The organism is Sphingomonas sp. (assembly GCF_041661825.1).
Classification (GTDB): Bacteria; Pseudomonadota; Alphaproteobacteria; order Sphingomonadales; family Sphingomonadaceae; genus Sphingomonas.
On the sequence record NZ_JBAZTU010000002.1, the window covers coordinates 832,040 to 849,278 of the forward strand.

Consider the following 17,239-nt stretch of genomic DNA (forward strand, 5'->3'; position numbering starts at 1 on the left):
GAGCAAATACTACTTAGGGTCGACTCGACCGATCGGGGAATCACTGCCGTCGAACTGGCACCGAGGATGGGCACTGCCTTCGATTTGGACGCGTCCACGCAAGTCCGAGCAATGCCCGCATTGGCAAAACCAAAACTCCGATGCGCGCTGGGCAATCACCCCCCGATGCGCAGTCTGGCATTCGTCACGGTGGCGCTGTTGATTCACACCTACTCCGCTGTATGGCAACCGTCGTAGCGTTAGCGCCCATGAGCCTAGCATCTTTCCTAGGGCGTCCGCGAAAAATCCACCAGAATGGATGTATCCATCCGCCCCTATGTAGCGAAATACGTTGCCTGTTCTGCTCAGCTGTCTAAATTTGGGACAGGTGGAGATGACGTCGGCGAATCGCTGCTGACGTTCGGCGCGATGCCTGATCCGGGGGGATAGAATGGGCGCCGACCGAGCGTTGAGTTTGTTGAACGAGACGCTGTGGGCGAGCCTCCTCGTCGCCGGCCCTGTCCTTATCGCAACCCTTCTCGTTGGCTTGTTGATCAGCGTCTTTCAGGTGACGACGCAGCTACAGGAAATGACCCTGAGCTACGTGCCCAAAATCCTCGTGGCCGCGTTCCTCCTCATTGCGATCGGTCCCTGGATGATGGGACGCGTCACTCAATTCGCGACCTCGCTATATTCCGTCATCCCTTCGCTCGGGGGCTGACAAGCGCCAATGGGGGAACTGACCGACAAGGCGATCGCGATCCTGCTGATCAGCCTGCGCATAGCACCGACCCTAGGGTTTTCGCCTCCGTTCACGCTCGTTCGCGTGCCTGCACTCGTTCGTGTCTTTCTCGCCATCGGGCTCGCGGGCTGGCTAGTCGCAGCGCGTCCCGGCGAAAACTGGCAGGCCGATTACCGTACCAACGGGCTATTCCTGACCGCGATCGGCGAACTCCTGCTGGGTATCGCCTTGTCGCTCTCGCTTCAGCTCGCCTTCGCCGCCCTTTTCACCGCCGGACGGACGATCGACGTCCAGGCCGGCTTCGGCATGGCAATGCTGATCGATCCCACGACCCGGACTCAGCTACCGCTCGTCGGAACATTGTTCGCCTATGCGGCAGGCGCGATCTTCTTCGCAACCGAGGGCCCCACCGACCTGCTGGCGATCTGGTCGGAGTCGCTCGACCAGGTCCCGCTGGGCAGTGCGGCCCTTGGCGGCGATATCACTGTCCTGAGCAGTTATATTTCCGCCGTCTTCGTGATGGCGTTCGGTCTTGGCGGGCTGGTCACGCTTGTCCTCTTCCTGAGCGATCTGGCGATCGCCTTCATGTCCCGCACGCTCCCCCAGATGAACGTCATGCTCATGGGCTTCCAGGTAAAGGCAATGGTCATGTTGGCGGTCCTTCCGATCGCGCTGGCGCTATCGGGATCCCTGTTCCTGCGCATGCTGCGCTACGCGCTCGAAACCGCGCCGCGTCTGATCTGAACCATGGCTGAAGCAAGTCCCGAACAGAACAAGAGCGAAGAGGCGACGCCGTTCAAGCTGCAGCGTGCCCGCGAAAAAGGCTCGGTCGCGCGCGGGGTCGACCTGAGCTTCTTTGCCGGCTTGCTCGGACTGGCCGGCTTCCTGACGATCGCGGGTGAAGAGACGGTAAGCCGCCTCGCGCAGATGATGCACCGCGCGTTGGCCGGTGGCATCCGGAGCGCCGGGGACCCGCACGAGGCGGTCAGCCTGGCCGCGACCACCTATTGGCCCACCTTGCAGCCGATAATATTGTTCGGCGGGACGATCCTGGCGATCGTCGGCCTTCTCGAAGTCATCCAGCTTCGCGGCTTCGTTTTCAGCACGCAACCGCTCAAGCCGGATTTCAGCCGGATCAATCCGGCAAAGGGCATCAAGCGCCTGTTTTCCATGCGGCTCCTGAAGGAAGCGCTCAAGAGCGTCCTGAAGATGACCATCTATACGATCGTTGCGGTACTGCTCATTCGGGCGGCCATCTCGGGCGCCGGCAGCGCCATCACCGATGCGGGGAGCCTGGCGCAGGCGATGCGTACCGCCGGCATGCGCATGCTCTGGGTCTTCGTTGTGCTCGCCTTCTTCTTTGCGGTCCTCGACCAGATCCTGACGCGCGGCGAATTTCGCAAGCAGATGCGGATGAGCCGCCGCGAAGTGACGAGAGAGAGCAAGGAGCGCGAAGGCGATCCGCGCCTCAAGCGCAAGCGCAAGCAGTTGCATGCCGAGTTCGTCAAACGCTCCGCGGGGCTTGGCGCCCTGCCCGGGTCGGACATGCTGGTCGTCAATCCCGAGCACGTCGCGGTGGCGCTCGCCTATGACGGATCCGGCGGCAACGCGCCGGTGGTACGCGCCAAGGGGCGCAACCTGCACGCCCTGCTGCTGAAACGCCGGGCCAACATTCTGGGCATCCCCATCTTCGAAAGCCCGGTTCTCGCACGCGCGCTCTATGCGGACTGCGAGGCCGGGCGGGAGATCGGCGAAGACCATTATCACGCCGTGGCCGAACTCTATTTCAAGCTGCGCGCCGATGCCGCCGACCGCACCGACAAGGACGTCGAATGATCAACCGGATTCTGCGCAACAACAAGGATCTCGCGCTGGTGACGGCCATGGTCCTCATTCTGGTCATCCTCTTCTCGCCCATCCCGCCGGCAATGCTCGACCTGGCGATCATCACCAATTTCGGGCTCGGCCTGACGATCCTGCTGCTGACCTTCTATGTCGGCAAGCCCGTGGAATTCTCGACCTTCCCGTCCCTGCTGCTGGTCGCGACCCTGTACAGGCTTTCCCTCAACGTGGCGGCGACACGCCTGATCCTGACCGGCGGCAGCGCAGGCGACGTCATCGCGTCGATCGGGACATTCGCGGTCCAGGGCAACTTCGTCATCGGACTGGTGGTCTTCCTTATCCTGGTCGTCGTCCAATATGTGGTGGTGACCTCAGGCGCGCAACGCGTCTCGGAGGTCGCAGCCCGCTTCACGCTCGACTCGATGCCCGGCGCGCAGATGAGCATCGACGCCGATCTCAACATGGGCCTGATCGACCAGAAGGATGCAGTCCGCCGCCGCGAGGAACTGGAGAAGGAAGCGAGCTTCTACGGCGCGATGGACGGCGCCAGCAAGTTCGTGAAAGGCGATGCCATCGCCGGAATCATCATCCTGCTGATCAACATCATCGCTGGCTGGATCGTCGGCGTCGTCCAGATGGGGATGGCCTGGGACGAGGCGCTCTCCCATTTCACGCTCCTGACGATCGGCGACGGCATCGCGACCCAGCTGCCGGCGCTCATCATCTCCATCGCGACCGGTATCATCGTGACCCGCTCGTCGGCAGACCGCGAGCTCAGCACCGAGGTGTTTCGCCAGCTCGCCTCGGTGCCTCGAATTCCACTGATCGTCGCCGGCGTCCTGCTGGTCCTGCTGCTGCTGCCGGGAATGCCCAAATGGCCAATCGTCGTGATCATCGCGCTCTCGTTGTTCGGCTGGCACCGCGCGCGACGCGCGACCATGGCCGCCGCGACCGAGCAGCGGATCGAGGAAGCCGCGGGCGCGCAAATGGGCGCCACCAGCCACGCCCCTCCCCTGGAAATCCGGCTCGGCGCGGACCTGGGGGAAGCCTGGAAGAGCCAGGAGCCGATCATCATGGACCGGATCGCGAGCCTGCGCCGCCTGCACGAGCAGGATTATGGCATCGGGTTTCCGGCCGTCCGGGTGGCGGACGGCTCCGCGCTTGGGGCACTCGAATATGAGATCCGGCTGTTCGGGTCGCGATTTGCGATCGCCGAGGTTTATCCGGACCGGATGCTGGCGATCCACCAGGACGAGACCGGCAAGAGGATGGACGGCATCGAGACACGGGACCCGGCCTTCGGGCTTCCCGCATCCTGGATCGAGCCAGGGCAGGAGGCGGACGCTCGGGACATGGGTCTTCGCGTGATCGACCCGGTCACCGTCCTGGTCACGCATTTCGGCGAGATTGTCCGGAGCGAGATGCCGACGCTGGTCACCCGCGCGGTGGTCGTCAAGATGCTCGAGGAGGCGCGCACACTGCAACCGGGGCTGGTCGAGGAATTGATCCCCAACGGTCTCGCCATATCGGACGTGCAGCGGGTCGTGCAGAACCTGCTGGCGGAAGGGGTATCGGTCGCGAACTTCGACCTGATCCTCGAGCATCTGCTCGATCTGGCCCGCACGCAGAAGGATCCGGCGGAATTGACCGAGCTGATACGGCAGCGCCTCAGCTACGCGATCTGCCATCAGTTGCGCGGCAAGCACGCCGACCTCGCGGTGCTGAGCCTGGATCCGCGGATCGAGAACCAGATCTCGACCAATATCAACCAGGGCGGCGCGTCCGGATCGATGCTGGTCGAACCGCGCCTCGCCGAGCAGTTGATCCGCAAATTATCCTCAATGGTGGAGGCAATGCATCATGATGGCCGCGCGCCCGTTCTGCTGTGCGGTCCGGACCTGCGTCGCCACTTGAAGGCCTTTACCAGGCGCAGCATTCCGAAGTTGTCGGTGCTGTCCGTGAACGAAATACCGATGCGCATCAACTTGCGCTCTTTCGATGTCGTGCGCGTCGAGGGCTGACATGGCACAAGGCGATATCCGTAGCAGCGGTCACGAAAGGATCATGATGACTGAGGCGAACGCGACACTGCAGGGCCGATTGGAAACGCTGCTGGCCATGCTTGAGACAGACCCCGGCAATCTGATGCTGCTTGCCGACACGGCCGAAGCCGCGCTCGACGATCGCCGGCCCGAGGTCGCGGAAGAGCTCCTCGCGCGCTATGCCGATATCGCCCCGCTTCCGCCACGCGAGATCAATCTGGCCGGCATCGCGGCGTTGCAGGCGCGGGCGTTCGACAAGGCGGCTGCGGCGTTTGGCGCATTGTTCGAAACAGGGGCGCACGATCCCGGTGTCCGCTTCAATCTTGCCTGGGCGAGAGCCAATCTGAAGGATTTCGAGGCCGCGCTTGACGTGCTCGACGATGATGCGGCGCGCGTCCTGCCACAGGCAGCCGAGCTTCGTGTGCAACTACTGCATCAGCTCGGCGACTTCGAGACCGCCGGTGATGTCGCCCGACACTATGTCGAGCTTTTCCCCGATCATCGCGGGCTCATGGCGGCGGTCTCGGTCCTGGCTCTCGACATTGACGACGAGCAGCTGGCCGCAGCGTGCGCGGCAAGAGCCGGCGATCATCCCGATGCCCTGACGACACTGGGAACACTCGCACTCGGCGACGATCATGCGACCGACGCGCTCGATATCTTCGAGCGGGCGATCGACCGCAATCCCAATCTCCCTCGTGCCTGGATCGGACGCGGCCTTTCGAAGCTGATGACCGGACAGGCAGACACCGCAGCCGCCGATATCGACAAAGGCGCCGAGATGTTCGGGGATCACCTCGGATCCTGGATCGCGGCCGGATGGGCCTATTTCGTCAACGGCGACCAGGTGACGAGCCGGGCTCGTTTCGACCATGCGCTCGAGCTCGATCCGACATTCGCTGAAACGCACGGATCGCTCGCGGTGCTCGACCTGCTCGCGGGCGATCTGGAAGAGGCGCGCCGGAAGAGTGATGTGGCGCTCCGACTCGACCGGCAATGCTATTCCGCGGCGCTCGCAAAATCCTTGCTGGCAGCCAGCGACGGCAACCACGAAACCGCGCGGCGAATCTTCGAGCACGCGGCTCGCACGCCTATCGACGGCAGTGGCCGCACAATCGGTCAGGCGTTGGCGAAGATGGGAATGGGCGTCAGCTAGAAGGTTCCGAGAGCTGCCGCATCGCCTGATCGAGCAGGGCTGGACCTTCGGGCGATTCGCTGATCATCCGCAGGACATCACCGGCGATCGCCTCGAACGCCGGATCGCTTCCCAGCGCTTCGCCCAATTGCCGGACCAGCAACGTCCTGACCAGGGCGCGCCGCAGGTCCTCGTCCGAAAGGCCGTCTCGGGCCGCCATCGCGCGCAGCCGAGCCATGGGTTCGGGCGTTGCGCCCTGGACAGCTGAGCCCGGCGCGCGGCGCCCCGATCTTTCCTTGCCGAGCTTGCTAAGCTGCTCCTGTAGCAACAGGAGAACATGGTCGGCACCGGAGACGCGAGTCATGGCGCTCAGCTCGACCGGCGACCGGCAAACTGGTCGAGCAGGAAGCTCGTCGCCGATGCCGTCGGCTCACCACCGCCGTCCGGCATGTCGCGCGGAATGGCGACTACCTGGTCGATGATCAACTGCATGTCGCGGTTGAGCGCAGGGTTTTCCTCATTCGCCGCAATGCCCTCCTGCAGGCGCGCGATCGTCTCCGGAAATTCGTCGCGGATGAGATGGGTCAGCCCTCCGACGAAGAAGCGAAGATAGTGACCTTCCGGCAATAGCACGATGGGCCCCCAAGTGGTCAGGGCATCGACGGCCTCCCCCGATGTGAGCTGGAAGAATCCAAGCTGGAACCGCGCGATCGCGAAATCCGGGGCCAGGTCCACCGCTTTCTTCAGCGACGACAGGGCCTCGATCGGCCTCCCGATCGAGGCAAGGAGTGATCCCCGCAGGAAGTGGAGCCGCGGGTCGTCTGGATAGGATCCGATCAGCCGGTCCACGCGCAGGATTTCGTCACGATCGTCGGACTGGATCGCCGCCATCAGATCCTCCAGTTCGGCATCGTCGCACAGGCCGGTCGTCATTGCTTCATCCCCTTGTCCTTAAGCGTTTGCGCAGCCGCTCGAGCGCAGCACGATGCAGTTGCGACACCCTACCCCGGCTCACGCCCATCAACTGGGCGACCTGCGCAAAGGGTAGCCCATGATCATAATGCTGGCGAACCACGATCGCTTCGCTCTCGGGCAATCGCGCGACCTCGCTCACCAGCAGCGTCTGCGTTTCGCGCCAGGCCAGGCTGTCATAGGCGCTCGGGCGTGTATCGACGGCATCACCACCATCGATGAGGCCGGTGCCTTCGAGCATGAGGCCGACCGCAAGGCCAACCGCAAGCTCCGAAAGGGCGGCGAGCGCATCGGACCCGGACCTGCCGATGGAGCGAAGCCTCTCCTGTTCCATACGGTGCCGGTGGCTGAGCTGCGCATCGACCTCGCTCAAGGTCGCGATTCCATCGGCGATGTTGCCGCTGATCCGCCGGCGGGCATAGGCCCCGAACGGAACACCGCGAAGGGGATCGTACCGGTCGATCGCGTGCAGCAGGCCCTCGCATGCGAACTGGTCGAAATCGCCGCGATCGAGCCTCTTCGTCATGCGCTGCCGGAACAGCCGGCCGGCAATGGCACGCGCGAGCGCGAAATAGCGGTTGAACAAGGTCTCCCGGCACTTCAGGTCGTCCTCGAACCGGAACCGCCGCCACAACGACGCTTCGGCCCGTATCGGGTCCACCACGAGGTCCAGTCCGGTTGGGTCCCTCGCCTGCATCACCGGAAGCTTCCGAGAACCCCTTGCAGCACCAGGCTCCAGCCGTCGATCAGGACAAACATCAGCAATTTGATCGGCAGCGAAATCGTCGCCGGCGGCACCATCATCATGCCGAGCGAGAGCAGGATGGCCGAGACCACCAGGTCGATCAGCAGGAAGGGCAGCAGGATCACGAAGCCGATCGTGAACGAGACTCGAAGCTCGTTGAGCATGAATGCGGGTGCGAGCTTCATGATCTCGACCTGCTCGGGACGCTCGGGCGGCGTCGCATGCGCGATCGCGTAGATCGCCTCGATGTCCGCATCGCGGGTCTGGGCCAGCATGAAATCGCGTAGCGGCGCCGACCCTTTCTTCATCGCTTCCTCGACCCCGATCCGGTTGGCGAGCAAAGGCTGGATTGCCGTTGAATTCACGGCGGTGAGCGCAGGCGACATGACGAACGCGGTCATGAAAAGCGCCAGGCTGACGAGCACGGGGTTGGGCGGGGTTTCGGGCATGCCAAAGGCGTGCCGCACCATCGACAGCACGACCACGATCCGGACAAAGCTGGTCATGCAGATCAGGATCGACGGTATTACCGCCAGGAGGGTCAGGATCAGCGCCGTGCGCACGACGTCCGAAGGCAGGCCGAGGCCTGGAGTCGTCGCCCAGGCCGGTGAGCTGACGAGAAGAGATATGGCCGCCGCACTCGTGTGGGCGACAAGTCGTGTCAGGCGCATGACGCATCATCCCGAGGGGGAACGGCCTGATCGCGCAAAACCTGCGTGCCGCCTTGTTGGAGGACCAGGAGATATTCGCGGCCACCCTGGCGGACCAAGCAGATATCGGCATGAGGGCTCAACCGGCGCGTCTCGACGATCTGAATCTCTCTCGCGCGCGGCTCCATCCTGGCGAAGAAGCCGGCGAGATCATTCCTACCGCTACGCTGGCGAATCAGGAGGATCGCGAGGGCCGCGATGATGATGCAGATTACGAAAGAGATGACGATCCGGCCGAGCGAGACGTCGATCGCCCCGCCACCGCCCAGCCGTGCCGCATGAAGTGGCACCGCGCTGGCGGCGGCCAGAAGAACGAAGGCGAACGGCATCAGGAAGAGATTTCGGTCAGCCGCACCGCGAACCGGTCTCCGACCGCGACCAGCTCGCCGCGCGCCACGACAACACCGTTGAGGCGCAGCTCGACGGGCGCGTTGAGCGCTGCGTCAAGGATGATGACGCCGCCCTCCTTGAGCGCGCTCAATTCCGCCACCGTCATTCTCGCGCTACCGAGAAAACCGTCCAGCCTCACCTCGACGGCATCGATAAGCTTCGTATTGATTCTGCGAACCGGCGCGTTCTGGGCAGTGGAGGGGGCGACGCCCGGCTTGATTTTCTGATCGGTCACGTGTGGCGGTTACCTGATTGGGGGTTCGAGAAGCTTGAGCTGAAGACAGTCGTTCGATTGCTCGACCGAGCACCGCCCGCCCTGGGTTCGGCCGTCGATGGCCAGTGGCAGGGAGGCGTGCGTATCCCGATCGAACACAAGTACATCGCCTTCGCTGAGGTCGGCTATATCGGCGAGCGTGAGCTGGCAACGCCCCAGCACCGCCGCCACGGTTATGGACTGGGCAGCGAGGCCAGAGGCGATCGGTTGCAGCGGACTGCCCGAAAGCGGGGGGATCAGTGCGGACTTGATGGACGTTATCAGCAGATCGGTGCTGGCGACGAACTGAAGAAGCGGAGTCCTCCCATTGACACCGATGCTGCACCCTCTCGGCCGATCGATCGAGGGCCGCAGCCCCGAATCCAGCTGGCTCCAGCGCGCGTCGCCCGACAACCGAAACATCTCCGCAAGGCGCCGGCACAGATCGTCGAGGCCCGCAGCGGCGAGATCGCCGACTGTCTGACGATCCGCATCGGTCAGCGTCGCGTCGTCGATTGGCCTGTCCAGCATCGCGGAAGCGATCGCGATGCGCGACGCATCGGGAACAGCGATCGCCAGATCCTCATCCAGGACCAGCCAGCCAGCCCCGTCAGCGCTCGCCTCAGGCGGCGTCCGATAGGTGATCGAGCCCAGCGGCCGCATGTTCTGACGGGCAAACCATTTGGCTGACCATTGCCGCGTCAGGTCAGCAAGCAACTGCTCTGCCGCGCAGTCTTCCAATGCCGCTTCGGGCAACCAAGATCGATACAGACGCAAAACCCATTCCTCGATCTGGCTGACGTCAGCCCTGGCCCCGGATGCCGAACAGCTGCTGGATCATGTCGTTGGTCACGCTGATGATCTGCGATGATGCCTGGAAGCCACGCTGGATCAGGATCAGGTCGCCGAATTCGCGCGACAGGTCGACGTTCGACGCTTCGAGCGTACGAGATTTGACCAGGCCGACGCGCGGGTCGGTGCTGGCCAGCAGCTGGCGCCCTGCCCCGCCCGAATCGGAGAACAGACCGCCGCTACGCTGCTCCAACGCCTGCGGATCGCGGAAATCGGCGACGGCGACCGCGCCCAGCTGCTTCTTTTGCGCATTCGAATAGCCGATCTCGAGCTCGCCATCCTTGTTGACCGACAGGGAGGTGATGGTGCCGACCGCATATCCGTCCACGGATGCCGCGCTCAATGTGGACGTATTGCCGCCTGCATATGAACCGATGCCGGCCATGTCGAAGGAGACGGTCCACCCTGAGGTGGTGAAGTCCAGCACGGACGTCGCCGGATCGATCCGGCCATTGATGATCGTGAATGTCTTGGGGCTGCCCCCGACCTGAACGCCCTTCTCATCGGTTACGGTGGCCGTCCACTGACCGGTGCTGTTCGCCACCCGTTCGAACTTGGCCTGCCAGACATGCTGGCCGCCGTCCAGGTCGACGACCTTGATGTTGCTGACGAGCTGGGGGACGGTCGAATCCGCCGAGAGATTGTTCGCAAGGACGATCTTGGTAGTCGCCTTTGGCGGATTGGTGCCCAATTGATCGATCGACAGGCTGACCGGCCGGCCGGCCGAATCGAGGGTCGCGAGGCGATAGTCTGAGCCGGAAAGGACGATATAGCCATCCTTGTCGACCTCGAAGCTGCCAGTGCGCGTATAGGCAACTTCGCCGCCGCGCATGAGCATCAGAAAGCCGCTGCCGTCGATGGAAAGATCGAGGTCGCGATCCGTCTGGCGCAACTCGCCCGAGCTCATGTCGAACACGGTGTCGCCCATCCTGACGCCGTGCCCCGAGGAACCTTGGCCGGCCGAATAGGAAAGGCCACCATTCTGTCTGGCCCCGAACAGGTCGGTGAAGGAGACCGTCGAGGATTTGAACCCCTGCGAGTTCAGGTTGGCGACGTTGTTGCTGACCTGCTTCAGCCCGCGCGAATACGCATTAAGCCCGCTGAGCCCGATATAGATCGACCCGAACATCGTTATTCTCCTTAGCGAATTTGCGAGATGCTGCCCAGCGAGATGCCGCTGATCGTGCGCTGGTCGCCGGTCTCGACGGTCAGCAGCGGGCTGCCATTGTCGAAGGCGATCCCCGTGACCTTGCCCGTCACGATGCCGGCCCCGGCACCGATATCGACCGTGCGGCCGAGCAGGCCAGTCGCCTGCGTATTGGCCTGAGCGGTGACCAGCGTCGCAAGCCTCTCGTTGGTCGTCTGGCCGATCTGAATCTGCGAGAATTGCGCGAGCTGGGAGACGAACTGGAAATTGTCCATCGGCTTCAGCGGATCCTGATAGGTCAGCTGAGTCAGGATGATCTTCAGCAACGCATCGAAGCCGAGCCCGAACGCTGATGTCGCCGTCTCCTGCGATCCTGCGCTGGCCGTGGCCGCCGCCGATGAATCCGGCGAAATGGCACCTACCTGCATGTCTGGGATTCCTCTTCTGTCGGGCCGTGACCAGTCACATCAATCTCGCGCCCGACGAAACCGTGGCGCGACAACAGACCGGCGATCCTGTCCCGGAGCCGCACGCGTTCCGTCCGGTCGAGCGCGTCCAGTCGCGCAACTACGCGCAGGCCCTGCTCCACGGCCTGGACCGATAGCTGCGGATTGGGCCCTGCGCCCTCGCGTGCGCCCTGACGGGACAGCAGCGCCCATAGCCGCGACCGTGACGGCCCGATACGTGCCGGCGCGCCATCATTGACCTGTGGCAATCGCGACCGGGGCACCACGACCGCTCCGCCAGGGGTACGCGCGACAAGACCCCGGGCCGCCAGCGCGGCCGCGTCTGTCACCTGGCCCTGGCCGGAAACCACGACCTCCGGTTGTCCGGGGCGGGATAGCCCGACCACGTGCATATCCGTTGCCTCCCGAGCCAGCGTCGATGCGGGCGGCGTGCCGGACCCGGCAATCGACGGACCCGCGACCGATGATGCCTCAATGGCGGCCTCTGCATCGGCAGCGACCTGGTCGCGTTCGGGAAGCCACTGCGCGGCGGCATTCGACGTCGCGCCCTGGAAAAGCCCGTGCTCGTTAAAGATGTCGGCGCCGACATTGGCCTGCGTCTGGTCGCCAGGCTCGTGGGAGACCGCGTCTCCGAGAAACACCGATGGCTCGTTCTGGGCGTGCAGATCCCTCAGCAGGTCACCGAAGCGCGTCGGAACGACGCGATTGCCGGGGGCCGCCGGGGCCGGGGCCGGTGGCGACGGGGGTATCGGCCGAGGCAGAAACGGATTGAGCACGACCGTCATCGCGACACCCAGGCGTAGCTGACGCGGTCGGAAAGCTCCCCGAGACGTCTCTCCTCGCGATCCCGGCTCGCATCGCGCCGGGCGCGATCGAGGCTGGCCTCGGTCAGCTTCACCTGTGCCTCCGACAGGCGCCAGTCCTCCTGGCAATGCAGATGGGCGCGCTCTGCGGCGCGATGTTGCTCGGCGGCCTGGTCGGCGATGGCTTCCCGCGCAACCAGACGGACAGCCAGGGCCCGCATATAGTCGGGTGCGAAGCCGGTGCGCGCGAGGAAAGCGAACCAGTCGTCCTGCGCGGCGGACGCGCCCTCGCGCGCCACGCCTTCCTGCGCCCGCGCCTGTAGCGCGCCGTCGCGCGCTGCGGCGAGCGCCGCATCGGCCGCCGCACGCCGGGCGCGCTGCACCTCGACCAGCTTGGCGATCTGCCGCGGATCGTTGCGCCTACGCATTGACGCGTACACCATCCACAAGGCCCCGCAGCCGCTGAACCGTCTCATCCGGGCGGCTATGTTCGCGCCGTGCCTGGCGCAGAAAGCTCCCGAGCGCCGCCCTCCCCGAAATCGCGCGATCGACCGCGGGATTGGTGCCGCCCTTGTAGACGCCGCTTTCGATCATGACGCGCGCCTCGTCATAGGCGGCGAGCATTCCGGTCGCCGCGCGCATCGCTGTTGCCTGGTCGCCCGACACGAGCCGCTCTGACTGGCGGCTGATGCTGCGTGCGATATCGATCGCCGGAAAATGGCCCTGCTCGGCAAGGCTGCGCGACAGGACGATATGTCCGTCAAGCAGCGACTTCATGAGCTCAACGATCGGATCGTCAACATCGTCGGTTTCGCTCAGCACGGTCATCACTGCGGTGATCGCGCCGCCGCTGCGCACGGCCCCGCACCGCTCGACGATACGCGGCAAGGCGGCAAAGACATTGGGTGTATAGGCCCGAACCGTGGGTGGGGCGCCGGCCGCCAGGCCGATCTCGCGCAGCGCCATGGCCATGCGCGTGACGGAGTCCACCATCAGCACGACATGCTCGCCCCGCGCGCGCCAATAATCGGCGAGGCAAAGGGCATATTGCACGGAGCGTACGCGCAGCGCGGCGCTCTCGTCCGACGTCGCCGCCACAAGGGTGAAGCGCGGCGCGTCCGGGCGTGCCGAAAGCAGGCTCCACATTGCCTCCACTTCGCGACCGCGCTCGCCGACCAGGCAGATGATGCAGCGGTCGCTTCCGATCTGGGTCGCCAGCTGCTCCATCAGGCTCGTCTTGCCGACGCCGCTCGCCGCGAAGACGCCGATGCGCTGGCCGATCCCAAGCGTCAGGAGCCCGTCGATCGCCCGCAATCCGGTCTCGAGACTGCGGGAGGGATCGGCCCGCTCCATCGGCCTCGGCACGATTCCGTCGAGCGGCATGGCTGCAGCGGCGAGGATCTCGGCACCGCCATCGATCGGTCGTCCCAGCGCATCCACCGCACGTCCTGCAAAACCGTCTCCCACCGGCACCCGGCGGTGATGCGGCCGGGCAACGACCTTCGCGTCCGGCCTGATCACGCCGCCGGACTCAAGCGGGATGAGCACGATGCGTCGTTCGTCGACCGCCACGATCTCCGCCGGCACCCAGCGCTCGCCGTGACCGTTCTCCCGCTCGCATTCGATATCGCAAAGATCGCCCGGCGCGGCGATCGGGCCCGTCGCCTCGACGACACCCGCCCCGACTTTGCGCACATGACCATAAGCAGGCGCGAAATCGGCTTGCTCGAGCCGGTGCAGGAACCGGTGCTGCTTCATGCGGCTGGGTCCGCGGCTAGCGCTTCGAAAAAACGATCCAGCTCGCGCCACTGCGGCCGGATGCCCAGGTCGATATGGCCGAGCTGCAGATCGAGCCTGCATTCGCCCGGGTCGAACACGGGGTCGGCAACGACATCGACCGAGCGAATGCCCGCGCCTGCCCGAAGCGCGTCCAGCGCATCGGCGTCCGGAAAATCGCCAGGGCTTACCCGAATGCCGACAACGCTCTCGTTGCGCAAACCGCGCACGCGCAAGGCAATGGCGCGGGTCACGAGATCGGCGAGATCGGCGCTATCGCCGACGATCCTGGCGAGGGCCGAACGCGCCAGCATGGCGGCCAGCGCGTCGAGCGCCCCGAGCCTTTCATGCCAGGCGGCCTCGGCCCGTTCGATGCCCTTCCCGATCAGGGCGAGCCGACGCGCCATATCGTCTTCGGCCTCGCGCCGGCCGTCTTTCCGGCCAGCCTCTCGCGCTTCTTTCTGCGTGCGTTCGGCAAGCGCGCGCGCCTCGATCAGCGTCGTCTGAAGCCTTGATATCTCCTCATGAGCCTCATCGAGCGCGAGTTCGGTCTGCGACCGGGCCGAGGCAACCGGACCTTCGCCACCAGCGCGGCGCGGCGAGCCGGCAGCCAGCGACCGAACGACGGCGCCCGCGGACGCAGCCTTGATGAGTCCGGTCATGGCCGTACCCTTCGCGGCGACAGGAACCCGCCCATCGCGTCGAACAGGGAGCGCCCCGTGGCGCCCTGACCGGATCCGCGCGGACGATCATTGCCGGAGATCCCATCGGCACTGCGCAGCAATGCCTGGCGCGTGGCGGTCGTCAGGCGACCAGCCTCGCCGCCGTTCGGCCCGGCCCGCGCCTGCTCGATGAGCATAGCAAGCCAGGGCGAGAATCGATCCGCTCCGATCGACTCCGACGCGCGAGGGCTGCCGTCGCCTCCGCTTGCGAGCATCTGCCTTTCGACCGAGCTGAGCGACCGCAGGATCGCAGCCCGCGCGCGCGGGGCCATCGCTGCCAGTTCGAGCGCCAAGCTTTCGATCGATTCAGAGCCGGGCATCGTCGACCTCCGCCACGCCAAGCTGCCGCCTCACCCGGCTGACAAAGGCATTCCGGTCGCGCGCCGATATTCCGGGCTGGCGCGCACGCACGACCAGCACAACCGCGAGGCCCGCCAGCACCAGGGCAAGCACCAGCATCCACCAGGAGAAGCTCTTCACGAGTTCCGCCGGCATTGGGGCGCCCGACGTCTCGTTCCGCACCAGATCGGCCGGCGCCGCTGGAGCCGTCGCGATCGCCGGCGCCGGTGCGGGCGCAGTCGTCGGACCAATCTCGAAAATAAGGGTGTCGCCGCGCTGCTCGTTCAGGCCTGTCGCCGCGGCGACGGCACTACGCGCCATGCCCTGATCTTCGGCATTCAAGGTCGTGAGCGTCAGAACGGTGACGCGCAGCTGGAAATTGCGCTGCCCGTCGACAGGGGCATCGCCCTCCCCCGCCACAGGACTTTCTGCGGACCCGGCGCCGGGACCCTGAGCTAGCACCAGGGTTTTCACGTCGAATTGCAGACCGGGCATCAGCTTTGCCAGCGCCGCCTTGGCGCGCGCGCTGTAATAGTTCTGGGCGGCGGTCTGCTCCTCGACATCCGCGGTCGGTATCGCCTGCGTCACAGGCGCCTGGCTGACGATCCGGCCATCGCCATCAAGCACGACAACGTCGGCGAGCGGAAGGTCGGGCACCGCTGACGCGACCAGCTGCTGGATGCCGGCCACCCGGTCGGGCGTGAGCGGTCGCCCGAGCTTCGTGAGCACCTCGACAGCTGCCTTGGGCGTCGAACGATTGCCGCGAAACAGTGATCGCTCCGGAATCGCCAGATGGATGCGCGCGGTTTCGATCCCGTCCATCATCATGATGGTCCGCGCCAGTTCACCCTGTAACGCGCGCTGGTAGTTGATCTTCTGCGCGAAGTCGGTGAGCCCCATGTCGGATTTGTTGAACAGCTCGAAGCCGACCGAACCCTTCAGGGGAATATCCGAGCCCGCCACCGCGAGCCGGACATTGTCGGTCTGGTTCGACGGTACCAGGATCGTCGTGCCGTTGTCGGCCAATCGGTGGGAAATGCCCTTGGCATCCAGCTCGGCGACGATCGCCGACGCATCGGCCGGCTTCATGTCGGTATAGAGCACCGCATAGTCAGTGCGCAGGAACAGATAATATCCCGCGAGCAAGGCAAGGCACAATGCGACAAACAGCGCGACGAACACGCGCCGCTGGCTTGCGAAAATGCCCGAACGAGGAGTCGCCTGGTCAGCCATGAATCGTCAGAGCTGCATGTTCATGAGTTCGCGATAGCCCTCGACCAGCCGCGAACGCACCTGCATCGCCAGTTCGACCGACATCCGCGCTTCCTCGAGCGCATAGGTGACCTGGTGGACGGGTATCGTGTCGTCCAGCGCGAACTGGCGGACGAGGCTGTCGGCGGTGGAGAGCTTTGCCTCGACCTGCTTCATGCCGGCCGCGAGGATGTCGCCAAAGCCGCTGGACTGGGCCGCTTGTACCGGCGGGGCAACGCCCAATTGCAGGATGACGGGATCGCCCGTGACCGCGCCGATCGCGGCGATCGCGCTCATGATTGCCGGCCCAGTTGCAGCGCCTGGGCAAACATCTGTCCGGCGATATTCAATGCGGTCAGATTTGCCTCATAAGCGCGCGAGGTCCTGATCAGCAGCGTCATCTCGGTCGCGTGATCGATCGACGGGTGGCTGACGAAGCCACTCTTGTCCGCCTCGGGGTCGGTGGGATCATAGACCCGGCGAACGCCGTTCTCGATCGGCTCCAGGCCAAGCACCGCGACGCCTTCGGCTCCTTGGGCAGCCGGCCCCTTCGCGATCATGTCGGCGAAGCTCGTCTTCGCGCCCGATATCAGCCGCATCGCCCGGAACGGCGCGCCCGATACCGTCTTGCTGCTGTTCAGGTTCGCCAGATTCTGGGCAATGACCTGCAGCCGTTGCCATTCGACATCAAGGCCGGTGCGGCTGATCTGCATGGGGCTCATCGTCACTACTGCCCACCCTGGACCGCGATCCGCGCGATCTGCATTTCACGGCCGAGCAGATTGAGCAGCGCGGAATATCGCGACGCCGTCCCCGCCGCCGTCGCGAGTTCCAGGTCCAGTCTCGGCTCGTCGCCGAACGCGGATTGGGCCGCCGCGGTGATCGACAGGGGCAGGTCGCGAACTGCCTCCGACCCTTTGGCGGCTGCCGCCCGGAGGCTCTCCTCGAAGCTGACCTGCACCGGCCGGTAATTCCTGCCATTTGCATTGGCGATATTCTGCGCCGTCGCTTCCGCGCGAAGCGCAAGGCCGTCCAGCGCCTTGTTGATGATGACCGAGGAGATCGCGTCCAA

The 17,239-nt window shown here is 65.0% G+C and carries 23 protein-coding genes; 5 read left to right on the forward strand and 18 right to left on the reverse strand.

Translation table 11 applies throughout. The annotated features are described in order from the left end of the window. The first annotated feature begins 430 nt into the window (after window positions 1-430). From WC729_RS11265 to WC729_RS11285, 5 genes are read left to right on the forward strand one after another with little or no spacing between them, the layout of a single operon-like run. Complete coding sequence (locus WC729_RS11265; RefSeq protein ID WP_372852642.1) at window positions 431-700, forward strand: flagellar biosynthetic protein FliQ; 270 nt, start codon at window positions 431-433, stop codon at window positions 698-700. A gap of 9 nt (window positions 701-709) precedes the next feature. Then, window positions 710-1,465, forward strand: a complete 756-nt coding sequence (locus WC729_RS11270) for a flagellar biosynthetic protein FliR (RefSeq protein WP_372852644.1) — start codon at window positions 710-712, stop codon at window positions 1,463-1,465. Between the two features lie 3 nt (window positions 1,466-1,468). After that, on the forward strand, window positions 1,469-2,557 hold the full coding sequence (locus WC729_RS11275; protein ID WP_372852646.1) for a flagellar biosynthesis protein FlhB: 1,089 nt from the start codon (window positions 1,469-1,471) through the stop codon (window positions 2,555-2,557). Beyond that, on the forward strand, window positions 2,554-4,584 hold the full coding sequence (locus WC729_RS11280; protein WP_372852648.1) for an FHIPEP family type III secretion protein: 2,031 nt from the start codon (window positions 2,554-2,556) through the stop codon (window positions 4,582-4,584). The genes WC729_RS11275 and WC729_RS11280 overlap by 4 nt, the downstream gene beginning before the upstream one ends. 43 nt (window positions 4,585-4,627) lie before the next feature. Continuing rightward, entirely contained in the window at window positions 4,628-5,761 is a 1,134-nt protein-coding gene (locus tag WC729_RS11285; RefSeq protein ID WP_372852650.1) for a tetratricopeptide repeat protein, read from the forward strand. Here the strand turns inward: WC729_RS11285 and WC729_RS11290 are convergent. Genes WC729_RS11290 through WC729_RS11375 form a run of 18 tightly spaced genes read right to left on the reverse strand, consistent with a single transcriptional unit; the run spans window position 5,754 to window position 17,239 of the window. After that, window positions 5,754-6,104: a hypothetical protein gene (locus WC729_RS11290; RefSeq protein ID WP_372852652.1), complete on the reverse strand. Its 351-nt coding sequence runs from the start codon at window positions 6,102-6,104 to the stop codon at window positions 5,754-5,756. The two genes, WC729_RS11285 and WC729_RS11290, sit on opposite strands and share 8 nt — an antisense overlap. 5 nt (window positions 6,105-6,109) lie before the next feature. After that, complete coding sequence (locus tag WC729_RS11295; protein WP_372852655.1) at window positions 6,110-6,631, reverse strand: tetratricopeptide repeat protein; 522 nt, start codon at window positions 6,629-6,631, stop codon at window positions 6,110-6,112. Between the two features lie 46 nt (window positions 6,632-6,677). Next, window positions 6,678-7,373, reverse strand: coding sequence for a sigma-70 family RNA polymerase sigma factor (locus tag WC729_RS11300; RefSeq protein WP_372852657.1), 696 nt, complete (start codon window positions 7,371-7,373; stop codon window positions 6,678-6,680). Between the two features lie 35 nt (window positions 7,374-7,408). Further along, window positions 7,409-8,128 (reverse strand): flagellar type III secretion system pore protein FliP, encoded by a 720-nt coding sequence (fliP, locus tag WC729_RS11305; protein WP_372852659.1) that lies wholly within the window; start codon window positions 8,126-8,128, stop codon window positions 7,409-7,411. Continuing rightward, window positions 8,119-8,496: a hypothetical protein gene (locus WC729_RS11310; RefSeq protein WP_372852661.1), complete on the reverse strand. Its 378-nt coding sequence runs from the start codon at window positions 8,494-8,496 to the stop codon at window positions 8,119-8,121. The genes fliP and WC729_RS11310 overlap by 10 nt, the downstream gene beginning before the upstream one ends. Then, window positions 8,496-8,792: a FliM/FliN family flagellar motor switch protein gene (locus tag WC729_RS11315; protein ID WP_372852663.1), complete on the reverse strand. Its 297-nt coding sequence runs from the start codon at window positions 8,790-8,792 to the stop codon at window positions 8,496-8,498. Before WC729_RS11315 ends, WC729_RS11310 begins: the two co-directional genes overlap by 1 nt. Before the next feature lie 9 nt (window positions 8,793-8,801). After that, the gene (locus WC729_RS11320) at window positions 8,802-9,566 is read right to left on the reverse strand and encodes a FliM/FliN family flagellar motor C-terminal domain-containing protein (RefSeq protein WP_372852665.1); all 765 of its coding nucleotides are present in this window, start codon (window positions 9,564-9,566) and stop codon (window positions 8,802-8,804) included. 46 nt (window positions 9,567-9,612) lie between these two features. Further along, the gene (flgF, locus tag WC729_RS11325; protein ID WP_372852667.1) at window positions 9,613-10,791 is read right to left on the reverse strand and encodes a flagellar basal-body rod protein FlgF; all 1,179 of its coding nucleotides are present in this window, start codon (window positions 10,789-10,791) and stop codon (window positions 9,613-9,615) included. An 11-nt stretch (window positions 10,792-10,802) separates the two neighbouring features. Beyond that, entirely contained in the window at window positions 10,803-11,237 is a 435-nt protein-coding gene (locus WC729_RS11330) for a flagellar hook capping FlgD N-terminal domain-containing protein (RefSeq protein WP_372852669.1), read from the reverse strand. Then, window positions 11,228-12,061, reverse strand: coding sequence for a hypothetical protein (locus WC729_RS11335; RefSeq protein WP_372852671.1), 834 nt, complete (start codon window positions 12,059-12,061; stop codon window positions 11,228-11,230). Before WC729_RS11335 ends, WC729_RS11330 begins: the two co-directional genes overlap by 10 nt. Beyond that, window positions 12,058-12,507: a hypothetical protein gene (locus WC729_RS11340; RefSeq protein ID WP_372852673.1), complete on the reverse strand. Its 450-nt coding sequence runs from the start codon at window positions 12,505-12,507 to the stop codon at window positions 12,058-12,060. The genes WC729_RS11335 and WC729_RS11340 overlap by 4 nt, the downstream gene beginning before the upstream one ends. Beyond that, window positions 12,500-13,837 carry a FliI/YscN family ATPase gene (locus WC729_RS11345; protein WP_372852675.1) on the reverse strand — a complete coding sequence of 446 codons (1,338 nt, stop codon included), beginning with the start codon at window positions 13,835-13,837 and terminating at the stop codon, window positions 12,500-12,502. Before WC729_RS11345 ends, WC729_RS11340 begins: the two co-directional genes overlap by 8 nt. Continuing rightward, window positions 13,834-14,517 (reverse strand): hypothetical protein, encoded by a 684-nt coding sequence (locus WC729_RS11350; RefSeq protein ID WP_372852677.1) that lies wholly within the window; start codon window positions 14,515-14,517, stop codon window positions 13,834-13,836. The genes WC729_RS11345 and WC729_RS11350 overlap by 4 nt, the downstream gene beginning before the upstream one ends. Further along, window positions 14,514-14,897, reverse strand: coding sequence for a hypothetical protein (locus tag WC729_RS11355; protein WP_372852679.1), 384 nt, complete (start codon window positions 14,895-14,897; stop codon window positions 14,514-14,516). Before WC729_RS11355 ends, WC729_RS11350 begins: the two co-directional genes overlap by 4 nt. Beyond that, window positions 14,884-16,149, reverse strand: coding sequence for a flagellar basal-body MS-ring/collar protein FliF (gene fliF / locus WC729_RS11360; RefSeq protein ID WP_372852681.1), 1,266 nt, complete (start codon window positions 16,147-16,149; stop codon window positions 14,884-14,886). The genes WC729_RS11355 and fliF overlap by 14 nt, the downstream gene beginning before the upstream one ends. A 6-nt stretch (window positions 16,150-16,155) precedes the next feature. Then, window positions 16,156-16,464, reverse strand: coding sequence for a flagellar hook-basal body complex protein FliE (locus WC729_RS11365; protein ID WP_372852683.1), 309 nt, complete (start codon window positions 16,462-16,464; stop codon window positions 16,156-16,158). Next, window positions 16,461-16,889, reverse strand: coding sequence for a flagellar basal body rod protein FlgC (gene flgC / locus WC729_RS11370; protein WP_372852685.1), 429 nt, complete (start codon window positions 16,887-16,889; stop codon window positions 16,461-16,463). Before flgC ends, WC729_RS11365 begins: the two co-directional genes overlap by 4 nt. Window positions 16,890-16,894: 5 nt before the next feature. Further along, window positions 16,895-17,239, reverse strand: coding sequence for a flagellar basal body rod protein FlgB (locus WC729_RS11375; protein ID WP_372852687.1), 345 nt, complete (start codon window positions 17,237-17,239; stop codon window positions 16,895-16,897).